Annotated in this window: 14 protein-coding genes; 9 read left to right on the forward strand and 5 right to left on the reverse strand. The window is 63.8% G+C overall.

Annotation, left to right across the window (positions count from 1 at the left end; genetic code table 11):
- Positions 1-376: 376 nt before the first annotated feature.
- Positions 377-1,669 carry an MFS transporter gene (locus AC0L2F_RS24225; RefSeq protein WP_473250238.1) on the forward strand — a complete coding sequence of 431 codons (1,293 nt, stop codon included), beginning with the start codon at positions 377-379 and terminating at the stop codon, positions 1,667-1,669.
- 150 nt (positions 1,670-1,819) lie between these two features.
- A complete protein-coding gene (locus AC0L2F_RS24230; RefSeq protein ID WP_473250110.1) occupies positions 1,820-4,405 on the forward strand; it encodes an EAL domain-containing protein in 2,586 nt (861 codons plus the stop codon).
- 39 nt (positions 4,406-4,444) lie between these two features.
- On the opposite strand, the gene AC0L2F_RS24235 is transcribed toward AC0L2F_RS24230, so the two are convergent.
- Complete coding sequence (locus tag AC0L2F_RS24235) at positions 4,445-4,756, reverse strand: hypothetical protein (protein WP_473250111.1); 312 nt, start codon at positions 4,754-4,756, stop codon at positions 4,445-4,447.
- 417 nt (positions 4,757-5,173) lie between these two features.
- Here AC0L2F_RS24235 and AC0L2F_RS24240 point away from each other — a divergent pair, with 417 nt between their 5' ends.
- The 6 genes from AC0L2F_RS24240 to AC0L2F_RS24265 all read left to right on the forward strand — a co-directional run bounded on the left by AC0L2F_RS24240 (position 5,174) and on the right by AC0L2F_RS24265 (position 12,101).
- Positions 5,174-5,365, forward strand: coding sequence for a hypothetical protein (locus AC0L2F_RS24240; RefSeq protein WP_035974339.1), 192 nt, complete (start codon positions 5,174-5,176; stop codon positions 5,363-5,365).
- 24 nt (positions 5,366-5,389) lie between these two features.
- The gene (locus AC0L2F_RS24245; RefSeq protein WP_473250112.1) at positions 5,390-6,355 is read left to right on the forward strand and encodes a class I mannose-6-phosphate isomerase; all 966 of its coding nucleotides are present in this window, start codon (positions 5,390-5,392) and stop codon (positions 6,353-6,355) included.
- Positions 6,343-8,619 (forward strand): glycosyltransferase family 4 protein, encoded by a 2,277-nt coding sequence (locus tag AC0L2F_RS24250; protein WP_473250239.1) that lies wholly within the window; start codon positions 6,343-6,345, stop codon positions 8,617-8,619. The genes AC0L2F_RS24245 and AC0L2F_RS24250 overlap by 13 nt, the downstream gene beginning before the upstream one ends.
- A 43-nt stretch (positions 8,620-8,662) precedes the next feature.
- The gene (locus tag AC0L2F_RS24255) at positions 8,663-9,967 is read left to right on the forward strand and encodes a glycoside hydrolase family 130 protein (RefSeq protein ID WP_473250113.1); all 1,305 of its coding nucleotides are present in this window, start codon (positions 8,663-8,665) and stop codon (positions 9,965-9,967) included.
- A gap of 188 nt (positions 9,968-10,155) precedes the next feature.
- Entirely contained in the window at positions 10,156-11,529 is a 1,374-nt protein-coding gene (locus AC0L2F_RS24260; RefSeq protein ID WP_063995277.1) for an HD-GYP domain-containing protein, read from the forward strand.
- 116 nt (positions 11,530-11,645) lie between these two features.
- Positions 11,646-12,101 carry a hypothetical protein gene (locus tag AC0L2F_RS24265; protein ID WP_473250114.1) on the forward strand — a complete coding sequence of 152 codons (456 nt, stop codon included), beginning with the start codon at positions 11,646-11,648 and terminating at the stop codon, positions 12,099-12,101.
- 75 nt (positions 12,102-12,176) lie between these two features.
- Here the strand turns inward: AC0L2F_RS24265 and AC0L2F_RS24270 are convergent, their stop codons facing one another.
- From AC0L2F_RS24270 to AC0L2F_RS24285, 4 genes are all read right to left on the reverse strand, one after another.
- Positions 12,177-12,605 (reverse strand): hypothetical protein, encoded by a 429-nt coding sequence (locus AC0L2F_RS24270; RefSeq protein ID WP_007613404.1) that lies wholly within the window; start codon positions 12,603-12,605, stop codon positions 12,177-12,179.
- A 16-nt stretch (positions 12,606-12,621) separates the two neighbouring features.
- On the reverse strand, positions 12,622-12,975 hold the full coding sequence (locus tag AC0L2F_RS24275; RefSeq protein ID WP_007600942.1) for a hypothetical protein: 354 nt from the start codon (positions 12,973-12,975) through the stop codon (positions 12,622-12,624).
- A gap of 62 nt (positions 12,976-13,037) precedes the next feature.
- On the reverse strand, positions 13,038-13,574 hold the full coding sequence (locus AC0L2F_RS24280) for a hypothetical protein (protein WP_007613402.1): 537 nt from the start codon (positions 13,572-13,574) through the stop codon (positions 13,038-13,040).
- A gap of 192 nt (positions 13,575-13,766) precedes the next feature.
- Positions 13,767-14,378 carry a TetR/AcrR family transcriptional regulator gene (locus AC0L2F_RS24285; RefSeq protein WP_007613400.1) on the reverse strand — a complete coding sequence of 204 codons (612 nt, stop codon included), beginning with the start codon at positions 14,376-14,378 and terminating at the stop codon, positions 13,767-13,769.
- A gap of 129 nt (positions 14,379-14,507) precedes the next feature.
- Here AC0L2F_RS24285 and AC0L2F_RS24290 point away from each other — a divergent pair, with 129 nt between their 5' ends.
- Positions 14,508-15,737 carry a cytochrome P450 gene (locus AC0L2F_RS24290; protein WP_473250115.1) on the forward strand — a complete coding sequence of 410 codons (1,230 nt, stop codon included), beginning with the start codon at positions 14,508-14,510 and terminating at the stop codon, positions 15,735-15,737.
- The last annotated feature ends 10 nt before the right edge of the window (positions 15,738-15,747 follow it).

Here is a 15,747-nt window from a genome sequence, read left to right on the forward strand (position 1 = left end):
CCGCACCGCGCCGCGTCCCTTGGGTAGTGGCTTATCCTGCTCGGGCAAATCCTCAAACAATTGATCGTCAGCCATCATCTGCCCCTGCTTCGCCCCGTCATCGAATCATAGCAAAGCGGCTACGGCAAATGCCCGTTTAGACGAAAGATTCTCACCCTCTCAGGATGAGGCTAGGCGGCATCGGCGCCTGTTGAATTGCCGCCGTACACTCCGTCCTCATCCTGAGGAGCCCGCCTAAAGCGGGCGTCTCGAAGGATGGCCGCGGGGAAACCGCTCTCGAATGTGATCGCGCTCTCGCTCAACGGGCATGCGCGAAAAACGCTTGACCCGGGCAGTCCCGGATGGTCGGAAGGACCGTCCAGGGATGAAACACACAATGCGGCTTCCGTTCTTCTACGGCTGGGTCGTGGTCGCGGTGACCTTCGTCACCATGGCCATCGGCGTCAACGCGCGCACCGCCTTCTCGCTGTTCTTTCCTCCCATCATCTCCGAATTCGGCTGGGAGCGCGGCGTCACCGCGGGCGCCTTCTCCTTCGGCTTCGTAGTGTCGGGCATGGTCAGCCCGCTGATCGGCCGGTTGATGGATCGCGCCGGCCCGCGCGCGGTGATGGAGCTCGGCGTGGTTCTGATGGGTGGCGGGCTGCTGCTCGCGCCGCTCACGAGCGAGCCCTGGCATCTCTATGTCACCATCGGCGTCATGGTCGGCGCCGGCTCGGTGTGTCTCGGTTATTCCGGCCAGTCGCTGTTCCTGCCGAACTGGTTCATCCGAACGCGCGGCCTCGCCATCGGCATCGCCTTCGCCGGGGTCGGCATCGGTTCGGTGACGCTGCTGCCGTGGGTGCAGCACATGATCGAAGGGACCGGCTGGCGCACCGCCTGCACGGCGATGGGCTTGATGGTCCTGATCGTGCTGGCGCCGATCAATCTGTTCCTGCACAGGCGCCCCGAGGATATCGGCCTGCGGCCTGACGGCGATGCCGCGCCGGCCGCAGGCGCCGCAAAACCCGTCTCCAACATCGTCGATCCCGTCTGGGCCAGGACCGAATGGACACTCCGGAAAGCGGTCGCCACGACGCGGTTCTGGTGGATTGCGCTCGGCTATTTCTGCGGCCTGTACATTTGGTACGCGGTGCAGGTGCACCAGACCAAATTCCTCCTCGACATCGGCTTCAGCCCGGGTGTTGCGGTGTGGGCGCTCGGCATCGTCAGCCTGCTCGGTATTCCTGGGCAGATCCTGCTCGGCCATGTCTCCGACCGGATCGGGCGGGAATGGGTGTGGGCGATCAGCTGCGCGGGTTTTGCGATCTCTTTCGCCGCGCTGATGGCACTGAAATTCCAGCCGTCATTGTGGCTGGTCTACCTCATGGTGTTCACGCAGGGCGCGCTCGGCTACGGCCTGACCTCGATCATGGGCGCGGTGGTATTCGAGATTTTTCAGGGCAGGCACCAGGGCAGCATTTTCGGCACGATCATGCTGGCGGCATTGGCCGGCGGCGCGGCCGGTCCCTGGGTCACCGGCTTGCTTTACGATCGGGCCGGCGACTACACGCTCGCCTTTGGCGTTGCCATCATCGTGAGCGGATTGTCGGCGCTCTCGATCTGGCAAGCCGCGCCGCGCAAGGTGCGCGCCGTCGCCGGCAAGCTTCCGGCGGGCGGCGGCGCCGAATAGGTTCCGTACGCACCGAATTACCTTCGCGTCTTTTGCGGAACGTTAAGCATGTCGCGTCTTGGCGCGGTGCGAGCGGACTGCAAAAACGTCTTGGACACCATCGCGGCGCTAGCCTCGTTGCCGTATCTCCCGATGCCTCCGGGTCTAGTGATGTCCGCCTCCGATCGTGCCATGACAGAAACTCCGGAAGTGCTGTTGGCCGCGCTCGAACGTGCCGAAGAGGGCATCGTCATCGTCGACAGCGCGCATCGCATCACGCATTTCAATGCCGGTGCGGAGCGGATCTGGAAACTCGCGCGCGCTGATGTGCTCGGCCGCGACGCCGAAATTCTCACCCTCAAATGCCTTCAGGCCGATCCGGTTGCAGAATTCCGTGACGAGATCAGCCTGGTGCGCCGTGACGGCAGCCGCATCCGCGCGGCCATCTCGCTTTCATCCATTGCAAGTGAAGGCATTACCTACCGCATCGTGTTCGCGCGCGATGTCACCGCGGATGCCGAGCGCCGCGCCAGAATCGGGCTGCTCCACGCCGTCTCCGACCAGACCAACCGCGCGGTGCTCATCACCGACACCGAGCAGAAGATCGTCTACGTCAATGCCGCCTTCACGACGCTGTTCGGCTACACCAGCGAAGAAGCCGAGGGCCGCCGTGCCAGGGGGCTGATCGCCGGCCGCCACACCGATCGCAAGGCCGTTGCGAAGCTCGTCAAGCGCCTGATGGATGGCGGCCACCGCGGCGAGGTCGAGATGCTCGCCTATGACAAGGACGGCGAGGAGATCTGGGTCTGCGCCCGCATCGATGCCTTCCGCGACAGGAAGGGCCAGGTCAAGCACATCTTCGCGCTGCTCGAGGACATCACCGAGACCAAGCAGCTGCACTCGCTGCAGCAGCTCATCATGGGCGCGCTCGCTGATGAGGTTCCGATCGGCGAGATCGCAGACCGGCTGTGCCGCCGTGTCGAGCAGATGGCGCCCGACGTCGTCTGTTCGCTGCTGCACGTCGACGCCGCGGGCCTGATCCATCCGCTGGGCGGCCCAAGCCTGCCCGAGGACTATTCCCGCGCACTGGAGGGCGTTGCCATCGGGCCCAATGTCGGCTCGTGCGGAACCGCGGCCTTCTACGGCGAGCCGGTGCTGGCGACCGATCTGGAGACCGACCCGCGCTGGCAGCCTTACAAGGCGATGCCGCTCGCGATGGGCCTGCGCGCATGCTGGTCGACGCCGGTCAAGGCCAAGGACGGACGGGTCATCGCCACCTTCGCCTTCTACTACCGGGAGCCGCGCGCGCCGAGCAATTGGCACCGCCGCATCGTCGAGGCCTGCGTCAATCTCGGCGCCTTCGCGATCGAGCGCAAGGAAGCGCGCGCCGAGATCGCGCGGCTCGCCTATCACGATATCCTCACCGGCCTGCCGAACCGCGCGCAATTGCGGCGCCTCATCACCACCGCCATCGATGCCTGCCCGACCGGCAGCCACGTCGCGCTGGCCTTCCTCGACGTCGATCATTTCAAGGACGTCAACGACACGCTCGGTCATGCCGCCGGCGACGAGCTCCTGATCCAGCTGGCGCAGCGCCTGCGCGAGCAGATCGGACCCGAGGACATGCTGGGGCGGCTCGGCGGCGACGAATTCGTGATCCTGCTGCCGCGGCGCAACGCCGAGGGTGCCGAGCGCGTCGCAGCCGGAATCACCGAAGCGCTGGCCGCGCCGCTGCGGCTCGGCTCCAGGCAGCTGCAGATGTCGGCGAGCATCGGCGTCAGCCTCTATCCTGATCATGCCACAGATATCGACACCCTGATGCAGCAGGCGGACGCGGCCATGTACATGGCCAAGCAGGCGGGACGCTCGACCCATCGCCTGTTCAGCGCCGAGATGAACGGGCTCACCGAGCAGCGGCTGGCCTTGATTGCGGCGCTGCGCCGCGCCATCGCCGAGGGCGCGCTGACCCTCAGCTACCAACCGCAGATCCGCAGCTGCGACGGCGCGATCCATGGCGTCGAGGCGCTGGCGCGCTGGCATGATGCCGAGCTCGGCGACGTCTCGCCGGCAAAATTCATCCCGCTCGCCGAAGAGTGCGGCCTGATCGAGCAGATCGGCCTGTGGTCGGTGCGCGAGGCCTGCCGGCAGATGGCGAGCTGGCGCCGCGCCGGGCTCGACATTCCATCCGTGTCGGTGAACCTGTCGCCGATCAATTTCCGCAACGTCACGCTGGCCGCGCGGCTCAAGGACATCCTCGCCGAATACGATCTGCCGGCGGACGCGCTGATGCTCGAGATCACCGAGGGCGCGTTCATGCAGGACAGCGTCGCCGCGCTCGAGACGATGAACGCGATCCGGGAGCTCGGCGTCGGGCTTTCCGTGGACGATTTCGGCACCGGCTATTCCAGCCTCAGCCGGCTCGCCCATCTGCCGATCCGCGAGCTCAAGATCGACCGCAGCTTCATGCGTGACATCGAGCGTGACGCTGGCGCGCTCGCGATTGCCACCGCCGTGGTGCGGGTCGGGCAGGGCCTCGGCATGACCGTCGTCGGCGAAGGCGTCGAGACCGAGGCGCAGCGCAAGGTGCTGGCCGAACTCGGCTGCGACGTTGTGCAAGGCTTCCTCTACGCGCCCGCGCTCGCGCCCGTAGCGTTCGAACGCTGGCTGATCGAGCACTGCGCCGAGCAGGCGCGGGCGATGCTGGCTCGTCTCGACATTGCACCGGCCGGCGCGACTGCGGTGAAGCGGTCGGCTTAGGGCGTCTGCTCTCGGAGCCGCCACAGCAGCAACGACCGGCTAGCGATCGAAATCAACGAAACGCGCTGCTTGGATCGTGGCTGGTTTGATTTTTGGTCGGCATTGACGCGGCAATGCATAGTGAACGGTCAGCAGACTTTCGTTCCTGTCATCGAAAATCAAATGATCGGTCAAGGCCATTTCCGCGCGCATAGCATTGCAGCAGAAGATCATCCATCGATTGAAAATGGGCAGCTGGCTCATGGACCGGTAAAGTTCGCCACACTCGATGGTCAGGTTCTGGCGGCCTTGCGCATTCGCCAATTCGAGCCGGGATCGAATCTCTTGCCGGAAACGATCCGTTGAAACCATGCGACATCCGATTGCCGAAAACCCTTCTGAGAGGGGGATCAGCCGGCCAGTATTGAAATCGAGCGATGAGCCCCGTCAACTCAGACGTCAGGCCGTGTGACCATAGAGTAACGCCAACACAAAGATACAGCTAATAAAGCCGATCTGGTTGATGCGCTCGTCTCGCTATTGGGCGACGGCGTTCCTATATACCCGATATCGCCGCCCGCCCTTGGCAGTTATCGGTGACTGAGAGCATTGCGCTCCCGCCTCAACCACGCAGGCGGTCGGATGTCCGATATCCCAGAATACAAATCTCCTGGACTGATTGGTATCGCCGGCGCCGGTGCGGGTCACTGCGTCGGCCTTCATGCATCGGAATCCATTTTCAATTGATCTGCAGCAGCGATCTCGCACGCAGATCGTCAGGAGGTTTACGTGGCAAACACAGCAACGATCCGAAACTCGAACGGGCTTCCGGCCACATTCACGGGATCGAAGACCGGGCAGGACGACGCTCCATTTGTCTTCGTCAAGGTCGGCGATGAAGAGCGCCGCATGCGAAGGGCTGAATGGGACGCGCTTCCGCCCTGGACCGGCCCGCGTCCGGCGCGAACGGTCAACGACTGATCGCACAGCCTTTGGGAGGCCCGATTGACGGTCGAACATGCCATCGTGCGAACCAAGCCGAAGCCCTGGGGCAGCCTCGATCTGCGGCCCTGGAGCCTGGCGTCGACGAGCGATGGCCCGATCGGGGAATTGTGGTTCGAGCGCCCGGGTCTTGCTGCGCCCAGGACGACGTTGCTGCTCAAAATGCTCTTCACTACCGAGCCGCTGTCGATTCAAGTTCATCCGGATGATGCGTTCGCGCGCTCGATCGGGCTTGCCAACGGCAAGACCGAAGCCTGGTACATCGTCTCCGCGATTCCCGGTGCCAAGGTCGCGGTGGGGCTGAACCATCAGCGCTCCGCCGCCGAGTTGCGAACCGCGATCACCGATGGCTCGATCGCCGATATCGTGGATTGGCAGCCGGTTCATCCAGGCGACGTCATCTTCATTCCTGCTGGAACCGTCCATGCGATCGGCGCTGGCATCGTGCTCGTCGAAATCCAGCAGCACAGCGACGCCACGTTCCGGCTGTTCGACTATGGACGACAGCGCCAACTGCACATCGACAATGCGGTCGCGGTGGCGACGGCGGGCCCACGCGGGATCCAAATGCCTTCCGAGCGTCTGAGCGGCGCGCGAACGGTCCTGACGGTCAATTCCTATTTTGCGCTGGAGCAAACTGACCTCGCTCCGGGCTCCGTTTGGATGCTCGACGCACCGAAAGAGACCTGGCTGCTGGCGATCGAAGGCCACGCCCAACTCGGCTCGACCAGGCTGGCGCCGGGGGAGGCGTTCTTCCTGGAAGCCGACCATGCGGAAATCGAGGTCGGTGCGAACGGCTTGAAAGCGCTGCTGGCCTATCCCGGCCCGAAGATAAACCCTGCTGCGTTGATAGAGCGCAGCGCCACCAGCGCCACTCGCGTACCGCACGCCTTTCCCAGCCCCCTGGTCCCGTCTCCCTTCGAGACCGCCGCGCTCAAACAATCGGAGACGCCAAATTGGCTGCCGTAAATCGTATCGCATTCATCGGCAATTCGCTTCCCCGCCGCTGCGGCATTGCGACCTTCACCACCGACTTGCAGAGCGCCATTGCGGCGTCCCGGGGTGATCTGGAGACCGTCATCGTGGCGATGACCGATCACGGTCAGGTCTACGATTATCCTCCCACCGTGGGCCTGGAGATCAACGACAACCGGCAAGATGATTATGCCCGCGCGGCCGCCTATCTGAACGCCGGCGGCTTCGAGGCGGTTTCGCTGCAGCACGAATTCGGCATTTTCGGCGGCGAAGCCGGAGGCCACATCATGGCGCTCTTGTCGCGCCTGACCATACCAATCGTGACAACCTTGCATACAGTCCTGTCCGAGCCGACAGAGGCTCAGCGCGATGTCATCGCGCGCATCGTCGAGTGCTCGTCCAAGGTCGTCATGATGGCTGAAAAGGGTCGGGAGTTGTTGCGCTCCGTCTATCACGTGGCCGACGAGAAGATCGAAATCATCCCGCACGGCATCCCGGAATTTGCGTTCGTCGAGCCCGACGCGGCCAAGGCCGCGCTCGGATTCAGCAACAAGTCGGTCATCCTGACCTTTGGATTGCTGTCGCCGAACAAGGGTATCGAAGTCATGATCGATGCGATGCCTTCGATTCTGAGGACCCGGCCCGACGCCGTCTATGTCGTGCTCGGTGCGACGCATCCCAACCTGGTGCGCGATCGTGGCGAAACCTATCGTGAGGCCCTGATGGCGCATGCGCGCCAGGCTGGCGTCGAGGATCACGTCGTGTTCCTCGATCAGTTCGTCGACAAGAAAACGCTGCTCGAGTTCATCTCGATGTCCGACGTCTACGTGACGCCGTACCTCAATGAAGCCCAGATGACGTCGGGCACGCTGGCCTATAGTTTCGGCCTCGGTAAAGCCGTGGTGTCCACCCCGTATTGGCATGCCCGTGAACTATTGGCCGATGGCCGCGGCATCCTGGTTCCGTTTGGCGATGCGGCCGCGCTCGGCGTCGAAATCGCCAAGTTGCTCACCAACGACGTGCTTCGGCAGGCGATGCGCAAGCGCGCCTATTCGAGCAGCCGCGCGATGACGTGGGAAAGAACCGCCGAACGCTATATGTCGGTCTTCGAGAACGCCGGCCGACGGCATCGGCTCAAGACCATTGCGCGCACGGATACTGGTACGCTGCTGCGCGACAGCCGCGCCCCGCCGGAAATGCAGCTCGGTCATTTCCTGTCGATGTGTGACGACACGGGATTGTTTCAGCATGCCGTTCATAGCGTGCCGGATCGTGCCCACGGCTATTGCGTCGACGACAACGCCCGGGCGCTGTTGGTGGCCTGTGCGCTCAACAATCCGGGCGAAGAGCGGCTGCCGGAGGCCCTGACGGCGCGATTTGCCGCCTTCGTCCAGCACGCCTGGAATCCGGATACACGACGATTTCGCAATTTCATGGGCTTCAACCGCTGCTGGTTGGAGGACAAGGGGTCGGAGGACAGTCACGGACGCACGCTGTGGGCCTTGGGCGTGTGTGCGTTGACCGATGCCAGTCCGTCGCGGCGCTCATGGGCCGCGGCGCTGTTTTCCGAAGCGATGGCGACAGTGGAAGATTTTCGTTCGCCCCGGGCGTGGGCGTTCGTATTGCTGGGCCTTGATGCTTACTGCTCGGCTGTCCCGGGCGATGTCCAGGCGACCCGCCTGCGTGCCGTGCTTGCCGATCGGCTAATCTTGATCTTCGACACAGTAGCAACCGGCGATTGGGTCTGGTTCGAGGATGGGTTGGCCTACGATAACGCCCGCTTGCCTCAGGCGCTCATCATGACCGGCCTGGCCAGCAAGACATCGCGCTATGTCAATATCGGGCTGGAGTCGCTGCGCTGGCTTGTGAAGCGGCAAACCTCAGCGAAGGGCCAATTCCGCCCCATCGGCACGGCGGGATTTGGTGATCGACGCCAACCGTCGCAAGCCTTCGACCAGCAGCCGCTGGAGGCCGCGGCGACCATCGCGGCATGCCTCGCTGCGTGGCGGGCCGATCACGATGTCGAGTGGAAAGCCGAAGCCGCGCGGGTATTCGCGTGGTTTCTGGGCAGCAACGATCTGTCGGCCTCGCTGGTCGATTTGGAAACCGGAAGCTGCCGGGATGGCCTGCACCCCGATCGTCCCAACGAGAATCGGGGAGGGGAATCCGTGGTGTCGTATTTGCTGGGCCTTTCCGAGATTCGGCAAATTGCCCGCCTGAGCGAAAGCCGGGCCAAGCCTGCTCCTCTCGTCGCTTGATGGAGCCAGTTACGATTTCCTCCTTCAACCCATCGAGGCCGTTTTGTCGCAATCTCCCTTCCTCAAACGCCAAGCCCTTCAGCTGCGGCCTGATCCGACCCGTGTCATCGTCCGGCCTTTCAAGCCGGCAACAGAGCCGCGCGACCTCAATCCGACGGACAAGACCCGCGCCAACCATATCGTCGAACGGGTCCTCGCGCTCGATCCCGAGACCGCTGGACGGCAATTGGCCGACGTTCTGGAGAACTTCCTCGGCCGTCACCGCAATCTGTTGCGGACCTTCGAGGCACGCGCCGCGGAAATGGAAGAGGCGCTGGCCGACCATGCTGTCTTCACGCAGGTGCAGCGCCAACTCGCGGGCGCCTATTTTCTCAACGAATATTCGTTTGAGGCCTCGGCATTGTTCAATCCGAGTATCGTGCCACATCCCGATAAATCCGGAACGCCGGAAGGCAGCCTCCGCTTCGTCCTGAGTCTGCGTGCGGTCGGCGAGGGTCATGTGTCTTCGCTGACATTTCGCTCGGGGCTTATTGCGGAAGACGGGACCGTGACCATCGACCCGACGGTGCGTCTGGCATCCAGCCCCGATCTCGTCAGGCTGACATCGGGCGCCGGCGGCGACGAGATTGCTGTTACTTTCGCGGCCGGCCAGGATCTGAGCGAGCGGGTGATTTTTCCGATCACCGAAGCGCAGTCGAACGGGATCGAGGATGCCCGCTTTGTGCAATTCAGCAACGCCGGCGAGACGATCTACTACGCGACCTACACTGCCTATAGCGGACGGGCGATCCGGTCGGAGCTGATCGAGACGTCCGATTTTGTATCGTTCCGGCTATCGACCCTGAAGGGCAATGCCGCGCGCAACAAGGGCATGGCGTTATTCCCGCGAAAGATCGGGGGCAGATATGCGATGATCGCGCGCCAGGATAACGAGAACCTCTATCTGATCTTTTCCGACGATCTGCATACGTGGGATGGGGGCCAGCCGATTCTGAAGCCGCGATACCCCTGGGAATTCGTGCAGATCGGCAATTGCGGATCACCGATCGAACTCGATGAGGGATGGCTACTGCTGACGCACGGTGTCGGCCCTGTGCGGAAATATTCGATCGGGGCCGCGCTGCTGGACAAGAAAGACCCTTCGAAGGTGCTCGGCCGCCTGCGCGAGCCGCTATTGCGCCCGGACCCTTCCGAACGCGAAGGATATGTTCCCAACGTCGTCTATACCTGCGGCGCGATGCGCCACCGCGACAAGATCATCTTTCCCTATGCGGTCTCCGACACCTTCTGCAATTTCGCAACCATCGAGATCGCATCCTTGATCGCGGCCATGGACAGTAGCGCGTAGGAACTGCGCTGACCGTTCGCGACATCCATCCGGTGAGATGAAAAAAGCGTGAAGCGGTCGGCGCAGGGGGCGACTTTCGAACAGATCACCCCCAAACAAACCTCTTGTTAACCCTCTGGTGATCAGTTGATCGGCTGGTGATGTGATCCGCGTCTTCACAGGCCGAACCAGCCCCGGAGCCCCCGTCGATGGACCCCATCCTGCACGCCCCCAAGCCGCTCGATCGGATCACGCTTTCTGAACTGCTGGGTGCGCTGAGCCACGCACTCGATCTCTCCGAGGGGCAGCCGGCCGGACATTGCGTGCGATGCAGCCGCATCGGCGTCTTGATCGGCAGGGAGATCGGCCTCGACGAGGACGAGATAGTCGAACTTTACTACGCGCTGTTGCTGAAGGATCTCGGCTGCAGCAGCAACGCTGCGCGCATCTGCGAGCTGTATCTGACCGATGATCTCTCCTTCAAACAGGATTTCAAGCTCATTGACGGCAGCCTGCCGCAGGCGCTGCGCTTTGTGCTGGGCCATACCGGGCTGAAAGCCGGCCTGGCCGAACGGTTTCGCGCCATCGTCAACATCTTCCAGAACGGCGGCGAGATCGCTCGCGAACTGATCGAGACGCGCTGCCATCGCGGCGCCGACATCGCCCGCAAAATGCGCTTCTCCGAGCCGGTCGCGGAGGGCATCAAAAACCTCGATGAGCATTGGGATGGCGGCGGCAAGCCGCTCGGCCTTCGCGGCGCGGCGATCCCGATTTATTCCCGCCTCGCATTGTTGGCCCAGGTGGTCGATGTGTTTTACATCGCGAACGGTCCCGAAGCCGCCCTCCGTGAGGCGCGGAATCGAGCCGGCACCTGGTTCGATCCAGAGCTGGTCGCCGCTTTTGAGCGCATCGCGGCGCAGCCTGGATTCTGGGGCATGCTTGGCGCTGAGGGTGGGTCCGAGACTGTTCCTCTGCTGCCGCAGCAGGCGAGCGTCCCGGTGGACGAGGACTATCTGGATGATATCGCGGCGGCCTTCGCCCAGGTGGTCGATTCCAAGAGTCCCTACACCAGCGGCCACAGCGAGCGCGTAACGCTGTTTACCGACATGATCGCGGAGCAGCTGGAGTTCACTGCCGAGCGGCGACGCTGGCTCAAGCGTGCCGCGCTGTTGCACGACATCGGCAAGCTCGGCGTCAGCAACGCAATCCTCGACAAGCCGGGTAAGCTTGACGACCACGAATGGGAGATCATGCGCAAGCATTCCGCGCATTCGGAAGCGATCCTGTCGCGCATCGGCGCGTTTGGCGATCTCGCTCCGATCGCTGGGGCGCATCACGAGCGGCTGGACGGCAAAGGCTATCCCCGTGGGCTCGCGGGAGACCAGATCTGCCTGGACACCCGAATCATCACGACCGCGGATATCTTCGATGCGCTGACCGCGGACCGGCCGTATCGGGCTGCGATGCCGGTGACGAAAGCTCTTGCGATCATGTCGGAGATGATCGGCACCCAAATCGACGCGGACTGCTTTGCGGCTCTTCGCCGGGCTCTTGGACGCGTGGACGAGACGCTCGCGGCTTGAGAGGGTCCGTCGTCATCCGGCTTGCAACGTCCGGCGCAACGCGCGTTCATGCCGCGGAAAGGAACGTCCGGCGTTTCCCCACGTTGTCGGCCCACCAGCGCAAACCGGGCCATACGATGAAAAAGATTGCCACCATCCTTGTGATGCTCTGTAGCTTGCCGGCTGCTGCCGGTGCGGAGAGCTGGAGCGGCTATCGTATTCCCGAGACCGGGACCAGCGTCGACATTCCCTCGTCGATCTTCACCGAGCAAGCCGGCCAGCCCGACGGCTATGGCATGCAGTACCGGACCAGCGACGGCCGCGCGGATTTGACGGTGCAGGCCGTTCCCAGTGACGGTAGCTCGCCGGCCGCTTTCCTGGCGCGGAAGAATCCGCCGTCGGGGATCACCTATAAGCGCATCACGCCGCGCTTCTTCGTGGTCTCCAGCACCCGGGGCGGCAAGATCTGGTACAACCGCTGCAATTTTGGCCGCCGCTACGTGCATTGCGTGCTGATCAACTACCCGGCTTCCGAGAAGCGGCAGTGGGATGCGGTCGTGACCCGCGTCAGCCGCACGCTGAGCGGCGGTTGATCCGTTCACTAAGAAAAACCTGCTCACAAAGAAAAACTGCCCGCAAATCGCGGGCAGCAGTCTCGTGAGGATGGTTCAGCGCAAATTGGTCGATGTCGTCGACATGGTCGGCTTGGAGCCCGGCACGTGCGACATGGTCTTGGTGGTGGACCCGACCTCCTCGCCCGCCTTCACTTTCGTGCGGGTGTGGGAGCGGCTGAACGTGCCACCCTCGTGCGCCTGCGCGCGCGCATTGGAATTGAGCACCGGACCGTTGCCCTTGTTCATGCTTGTGCCGGACTGCGCCTTGCCGTTGGCGGACGCGGCGCTGCCGCCGGCTGCGATGGACGAGCCGGTCTGTCCGGAGCCCGACGTCGACGTGCCGCCGGTGCCGAGCGTGCTGGCCGAGGTGCCGCCGGCCGCAGCCGAGCCGCCGGTGCCGCCGGTCACGCTGGTTTGCGCCGACAACGGCGAGGCGGCGGCGAGCAGGAGTGCGAGCGACGAGGTCGCGATCAACATTCTCATCTGTGAAATCCTTTTGCTATGGCGACGATGTCGAGATGGTGCAGCCGTTGACTGTGACGGTGCTCGCGCTGGTCGAACCCGGGCCGCCGGCCGTCGAGGATGAGCTCGACACGTTGCCGCCGCCGGCCTGGACGTGCACCGACGATCCGCCGGCCGAGCTCGAGCTCGACAGCGAGCCGCTCGATGAGGTCGAGCCGGTTGTGCCGGAACCCGATGACCCCAGCGCGGTAATGCTGCCGTCGGGATGTTTTTCCACCGTGACCCGGCAGGTCTCGCCGGACGCGGTCTTGCCGGTTTTCTGCATGGTTTCCCCCACGGCGGCGCTGCTCATCAAAGTCAAAACTGCGATCGCAACGATTGATCTGTTCATGCCAGTCCTCCTCAGGAAGGACGAAGGAGCGGCATTGCTGCCGCTCCGCCGGCCGGGATGTGTCAGTCCTTGTCCTTCTTCATCTCGTCCTTGTGGTGGCCTTTGCCCTTGTCCATGCCCATGTCGCTGGCATGTCCCGCGGAGGAGCCGGCCGCTCCCACGGTCGAGCCGCTCTTGCCGCCGCCGGCCGACGAGCCGCCGGTGCCGAGCGTCGATGCCGAGTTGGAGCCGGAGCCTGCCGCCGAGCCGCCGGTGCCGACGCTGGACGAGCTCTTGCCGCCACCCGCCGACGAACCGCCAGTGCCGAGCGTCGAGGCTGAGCCTGAGCCGCTGCCGGAGCCCGCAGCAGAGCCGCCGGTGCCGATCGACGAGCTGCTGGTGCCGCCGCCGGCCGACGAGCCGCCGGTGCCAAGCGTCGATGCCGAGCCCGAGCCGCTGCCCGAACCTGCCGATGAACCACCCGTGCCGATCGTCGAGTTGCTGGTGCCACCGCCGGCTGACGAGCCGCCAGTGCCGACCGTCGAGCTCGACTGCGCCATCGCGAGCGCCGTACCGGCCAGCAGCGCAGCTGCGGCCGCAGATAATTTCAGAATCCTCATCGCTGTCTCCTCCAAAGATCAAATTGCCAAAACAGGCTCGGGATAAAGTGGTAAGCCGCACAAACGTTCCTTGGATGGGTGCGACGAAGTGGAAAATGCGCGCGCATGATCCTGGCCAGGTTCCAGCCGCGAAGCGCAGCGAACGTGTCGAGCGGGAACAGCGAAGCTCGGCGATCCGAAGGAAAACAAACGCTAGTCCGACGCCAATCCCGTCCTGCGCCGCAGATCCGTGATCGCGCGCAAAAAGCTGTCGGCCGGCGTCGTCTCCGGATCGATCAGGCGGTGCAGGCGAAAGCCGTCTTCCAATGCCAGCACGACGGAGGCCATCCATGGCGGGTTCAGCGTGTCGCCCTTCGCGTTGCTCTTCAGCGTGGCCTCGACGATGTCGGCGACCAGCTTGCGCCGCGCGCGCAGGCGTTTTGCAAGCTCCGGCCGGCGCTTCTCGGCACGCGCGACGAAGAGGATCATCTCCATGTGCAGCAGCGGCGAGCGGCCGAGCGGGTCTTGCCGGGTGCGATCCATCGTCTTCAGCGCCGCGATGAAGTCGTCGAGATTGCCGTGCTGCGCGAGGATGTCCATGTTGCGCCGGATCGACTGCGCGACATGGTCCTCAAGCATGGCGATGATCAGCTCGTCCTTGCTCTTGAAGTTGGAATAGAACGCGCCGCGGCTGAATCCGGCCGCCGCCGCGATCGCCTCGATGCTGGCGCCGCCGATGCCGTCCTCCTCGAACACGCGCGCCGCCGCCTCGAACAGCTTGTCGCGCGTGTCGTCCCTGGTCGGTCTGGTTCTCACCCTTGACATCGGAGCAGGTTAGGGCAGAATGCAACTCGATACAACAATGTATCGAGTTGATAATTCAGGGATGGTTACGCTGCGCAAGAGGGGCTGCCCGGCGTATGCGATTCATGCGGCAACCGATATGAGGTCACCATGAACGAGCACGTGCAGGGCGCCGGCGGTCCGCTGTTCAATCCGCTGTCGCCGGACTTCATCCGCGATCCCTATCCGCATTATGACCGGCTCCGCGCGATCTTTCCGATCCACGTGACGCCGTTCGGCCAGTTCGTCACGAGCCGCCATGCCGATGTCAGCCTCGTGATGCGCGACAAGCGTTTCGGCAAGGATTTCGTCGAGCGTTCCAAGCGCCGCTATAGCGAGAAGATCATGGAGGAGCCGGTCTTCCGCAGCATGAGCCACTGGATGCTGCAGGCCGATCCGCCCGACCACACCCGCCTGCGCGGCCTCGTCGTGAAGGCCTTCACCGCCCGCCGCGTCGAGGACATGCGGCCGCGGATCCAGGAGATCGTCGACCAGACCATCGATGCCGTGGTCGACCGCGGCCACATGGACCTGATCGAAGATTTCGCCTTCCGCCTGCCTGTCACCATCATCTGCGACATGCTCGGCATCCCCGAGGACCATCGCGAGACTTTCTATAACAGTTCGCGCGACGGCGGACGGCTGCTCGACCCCGTGCCGCTCTCGCCGGAGGAGATCGCCAAGGGCAACGCCGGCAACATGATGGCGCAGATGTATTTTCAGCAGCTGTTCGAGCTGCGTCGCAAAAATCCCGGCGATGATCTCATCACCCAGCTGGTGCAGGCCGAGGAAGACGGCAACAAGCTCACCAACGAGGAACTGACCGCCAACATCATCCTGTTGTTCGGCGCCGGCCACGAGACCACGGTCAATCTGATCGGCAACGGCCTGCTGGCGCTGCATCGCAATCCGGACCAGCTCGCACTGTTGAAGGCGCGGCCGGAGCTGATGGTGGGCGCGATCGAGGAGTTTCTGCGCTACGATTCCTCGGTGCAGATGACCGGGCGGGTCGCGCTGGAGGATATCGACGATCTCGGCGGCGCGAAGATCCCGAAGGGCGAGACCGTGCTCTGCCTGCTGGGCTCGGCCAACCGTGACCCGGCGGTCTATCCCGACCGCCCCGATCGGCTCGACGTCACCCGCCAGAACGTGAGGCCGCTGTCGTTCGGTGGCGGCATCCATTTCTGCCTGGGGGCCCAATTGGCCCGGCTCGAGGCCGAGATCGCCATCGCCACGCTGTTGCGGCGGCTGCCCGATCTGCGCATCGACGACGTCGAAAACCCGGAATGGCGGCCGACCTTCGTGCTGCGCGGCCTGAAGCGGCTGCCCGCGAGCTGGTGATAGGTCACCG

The sequence above is a fragment of the Bradyrhizobium sp. Ken64 genome, assembly GCF_055807555.1.